This window comes from Streptomyces sp. NPDC054841, from assembly GCF_053611045.1.
In genome coordinates, this window is sequence record NZ_JBSGZO010000633.1 from 1 (window position 1) to 4,023 (window position 4,023).

The window sequence follows — 4,023 nt, forward strand, 5'->3', positions numbered from 1 at the left end:
GATTTCCTCGGGTTCCCAGATGTCCTCTCGCCCGAACCCGAATCCGAACGTCTTGAAGCCCATCGATTCCATGGCACAGTTGCCGGCGAAGACCAGAAGGTCGGCCCAGGAGATTTTCCGGCCGTACTTCTGCTTGACCGGCCAGAGCAAACGGCGCGCCTTGTCGAGGCTCGCGTTGTCCGGCCAGCTGTTGAGGGGTGCGAAGCGCTGAGCGCCGGAGCCGCCACCGCCCCGGCCATCGGCGATACGGTACGTTCCCGCGGCATGCCAACTCATCCGGATGAAGAGCGGCCCGTAGTGGCCGTAGTCGGCAGGCCACCAGTCCTGCGACGTCGTCATCACCTCGAAGACGTCCTGCTTCAGCGCGTCGAGGTCGAGGGTCGTGAACTCTTCTGCGTAGTTGAAGTCCTCATCCATCGGATTGGACTGAGGCGAGTGCTGGTGGAGAACCTGAAGGTCCAGCTGATTCGGCCACCAGTCCCGGTTCGCTTTGGGGCGAGTCGGCGTGGGGGCCGGGGAGGGGATTGCTGGGTTCTCGCTTTCGCTGCCGGACACGTCCGTCCTTCTTCCTGTCTTGGTGTTTCCTTCTGCTGAATGCTCGCTCTTGAGGTTGTTTGCCTTTTGGTGTCGAGCACTGCGACCCGCGCTCGTAGCCCTCCATGGCGCCCGCCGGCCGAACGCCTGCCAGGCCCGCGGCAGACAACGTGGGGCCGGCGGCCGACGAGAACCTTTCCTCGCGCATGACGCCGATGATTGTGCCTGTGTCGGCGTCCGTATGGTCGCGCACCGCAGACCACTCCGCTACGAGAACACGCAGAGCGCCCCTGGTAACAAGAAGAGGCATCACGCTCACCCCGCTGACGTGAGAAGCGGAAACGGAAAGTTATACGCTGGCCCGGCACGTAATAGAGCAGTGCCTCCGCCATAACGTGGGTGAAGCCGGCCCTGTCAGGCCCCGGGCATCTACCGGTAAGTTCCGTTGTCCCACCGAGCCTGAACAGGTGAACCGATATGAGTGACCTGCTGGAGCGACTGCGAGGGCGCGGTTGGCGGATGACTTCCCAGCGGCGCGTCGTTGCGGAGGTCCTCGACGGCGAACACGTGCATCTCACGGCCGACGAGGTGCACGCCCGCGCGGCACGACGGCTGCCCGAGATCTCCCGGGCGACCGTCTACAACGCCCTGGGTGAGCTGGTCTCCCTCGGTGAGGTCATAGAGGTCTCCACCGACGGCCGCGCCAAGCGCTACGACCCCAACGCGCACCACCCGCACCAGCACCTGGTGTGCTCCGGCTGCGGCACCATCCGCGACGTCCACCCGGTCGGCGATCCGCTGGCCGACCTCCCGGCGGAGGCGCGGTTCGGATTCACGGTGTCCGAGGTCGAGGTCACCTACCGCGGGCTGTGCCCCTCCTGTGTCCCCGGCCCGGTCCAGCGCCCCCCTTCCTAGCTCAGAGCCCGGCGACTTTGGCGTTCGCCGACAGCTCGTAGACCAGGGTGACCGTGCGGCGGCTGCCGGGCGGGAGGGTGACGTCCCAACTGGCGATGCCCTCGGCGTCGACCACGTCGGGCGCAGGGGAGCAGGCTTCCTCGCGCAGGCGTGTCTTCACCGCCGCGACCTCGGAGACCGGTATCCGCTCCCGGAGGACGACCACGCGTTCGCCGTGCTCCCCGGGAGCAGAGAACCGGGACAGGTGCAGCCGGATCGTGTGGGTGACCACAGTCCGCTGGGTGATTCCGGCGGAGTCGCGGGACTCCTCGGCATACCGGACGACCCGACAGTCGTCACAGCTGCCGAAGGCGAGCTCGACGGGAGCACCGGGCGCGCTGAAGTCCAGCGTCCCGCGGCCGGTGAATCCGCTGCCGCGGACCAGGTCCACCGGCCCGGCGAGCAGCGCATGGCCGGACAGGTTGTCGAACCGCACCACCTGGGTGACCAACGGGGACAGCTCGGGTGAGCAGGCGTACTCGCTGCTCGCGGCCGCGGTGAAGACGGAGAGCGGTACCCGGTGAGCGCGGCCGTCTCCGGGCACGGAGACCGGCGCGGGGGAGCTCAGCACCCGCGCCTCGCCGCCGTCGTCCACCCCTGGCAGGCCCAGTACGAGGGCGGGGCCGAGGTCCCCGATCTCCTCCTCGCGCAGTTCGACGTCCACCGTGCGGCGCTCCGCAGCGGAGCGGTCCTTGAGCGTCAGCCGATCCTCGCCCAGCCGCGGGGGATCGGTGGCCAGTGCCGACCGTGCCGTCGACAACGTCAGCCGTACGTCCGACCAGTCCTCGCCGGTGCGCTGCCAGACCATCGCGTCGGTCTCCAGCGTCAGGGAGTCCCCGTCGAGTACGGCCCGGTAGGCGGGCCGCCACAGCGCACACGGGGTGAGGTGGCTCAGGCGCAGCCCGACCGGCCCGGCGACAGCGGCCTCCACCGTCAGCTCGATATGGCCGACCAGCTGGGCGGGTTCCCCCTCGGAGAGGTCCATGGCGCGCTGGACCTCCCCGAGTTCGACAGCGAGGGCGGCCAGCCGTGCGTCGATCGTGCGGAGCTGCTCGCCGCACGAGTCGCGCTCGTCGTCCACCCGGTCCAGTTCGCGGGCCCATCGGGGCCCTTCGGTCTCCCCGGAGCCGGCTCCTTCGCCGATCTCCCGCAGCAGATCGGCGGCGAGACGGCCGAGCAGGTCGAGGCGGGCATGCAGCCGGTCGCGTTGCTGACCCAGGGCGAGTCGCTCCTCTTCGAGGGTGTGCTCGCGGTGGCGCAGGGCCGAGTCGTCGTCGGCGGACGGCAGCGGCCCGCGCGGCGTCCAGGTGCGTACGATCCGCACGTCGAGCACGGTCGCGGGGTGATCGGCGGCCAGCTCGGCGTGAAGGGTACGGTCGACGGCCAGCGCACTGACCGGCCCGAGACGCAGACGCTGCACCCCGGCCTCCAGGTCGAGCATGACGGCGCGCTCGATGTGGGCCCGATCCTCCAGGCAGGTGACGGCGGTGACGGGGAGGGCGATCGGCTTCGGGGCCGTGGACATGGTGTGTGTCAGCTCCTGCGGTTGCCGCCGACCAGGGTCTTGCCGGCCGGGATGCGGATCTCGTAGCCGCCGTCGAGGGCGGCGGTGCCGCCGGCGGGCAGGTCCACCCGCCAGACGCGGGTGCCGGGGGCATGGTGTTCGGGCCCCGCGCCGTCCTCGGGTGCCGTCCAGTCGGCCCGCTCCTCGATCCGGACCTCGGGTTCGGAGGTGACCGGAACCCGCTCGTGCACCTCGACCGTGACGGGCCTGGCGAGCCGGTTGGCCAGCTCCACGTGGACGCGGTGGTCCAGCACGGTGGTGTTGTTGCGCAGGCCCGCGGTCGACTCGTGGAGGTTCGTACGGCGGGTGACCCGGATGCCCTCGGCCGGCCCGAGCCCCACCCGGCGGACACCGCCGGGGGCGAGCGTGGGCAGTGCGGCGGTCAGCAGGAAGTCGTCGCCGACGGTGACCTCCACCGGGCCGGCCAGCAGAGCCTGGTCGGTGGCGTTGGAGAGCACCAACGTCGCGTACACGGTCTGCTCCACGGACGGCACGCACACGTACTCGGTGCGCAGGCCGACCGGGATCTCGCCGACGGTGATGGTGTGCCAGGTGCCGTCCGACGGAACGTCGGCCCGCGCGGCGGCATCGAAGCGGTGGTCGAAGGAGTCCGCCGACTCGCGGGGCCGCACGGCGTGTCCGGGGAGCGGCAGCGCGGCCACCGCTTCGGCGCGGCGGCGGTACTCGTCCGCCACCGGGTCGAAGGGAGACTGGGCGAACAGCCGGCCTCTGCGACCCCCCTGCTCGTCGGGGCCGTACAGGACGAGGGCGGCGTAGTCGAGTTCGGCGCCGCTCGGCTGCGGCGGACCGGTTGCAGGTGCCGGAACCGGTGGCGGCGCAGCGCTCCCAGGAGCCGCAGGTGCCATGGGGGCGGGGACCGCGGAGAACCTGCCGCCGGTACGTGGACCGCCGCCCGCTCGCGACCGGACCGGCTGCGCGAGGTCGGGCGTCACAGCGCCGAAGACCTCCGG

4 protein-coding genes are annotated in these 4,023 nt (G+C 70.8%); 1 reads left to right on the forward strand and 3 read right to left on the reverse strand.

Annotated features, from left to right (window positions below; all coding sequences use genetic code 11):
• A partial coding sequence (locus ACWGI8_RS40815) for a peroxidase family protein (protein WP_453668509.1) occupies window positions 1–555 on the reverse strand: 555 nt, incomplete at its 3' end.
• Window positions 556–1,011: 456 nt separating this feature from the next.
• Here ACWGI8_RS40815 and ACWGI8_RS40820 point away from each other — a divergent pair.
• The gene (locus ACWGI8_RS40820) at window positions 1,012–1,449 is read left to right on the forward strand and encodes a Fur family transcriptional regulator (protein WP_453668510.1); all 438 of its coding nucleotides are present in this window, start codon (window positions 1,012–1,014) and stop codon (window positions 1,447–1,449) included.
• Window position 1,450: 1 nt separating this feature from the next.
• Here ACWGI8_RS40820 and ACWGI8_RS40825 read toward each other — a convergent pair whose 3' ends face one another.
• Window positions 1,451–3,013: a DUF4139 domain-containing protein gene (locus ACWGI8_RS40825; RefSeq protein ID WP_453668511.1), complete on the reverse strand. Its 1,563-nt coding sequence runs from the start codon at window positions 3,011–3,013 to the stop codon at window positions 1,451–1,453.
• An 8-nt stretch (window positions 3,014–3,021) separates the two neighbouring features.
• Window positions 3,022–4,023 (reverse strand): DUF4139 domain-containing protein (locus ACWGI8_RS40830; protein WP_453668512.1); only part of this gene is annotated, 1,002 nt, incomplete at its 5' end.

Bases quoted from the DNA above. Each gene is read 5' to 3' on its own strand.
- ACWGI8_RS40825 (WP_453668511.1), bottom strand. From the start codon at position 3,013: ATGTCCACGGCCCCGAAGCCGATCGCCCTCCCCGTCACCGCCGTCACC.
- ACWGI8_RS40820 (WP_453668510.1), top strand. From the start codon at position 1,012: ATGAGTGACCTGCTGGAGCGACTGCGAGGGCGCGGTTGGCGGATGACT.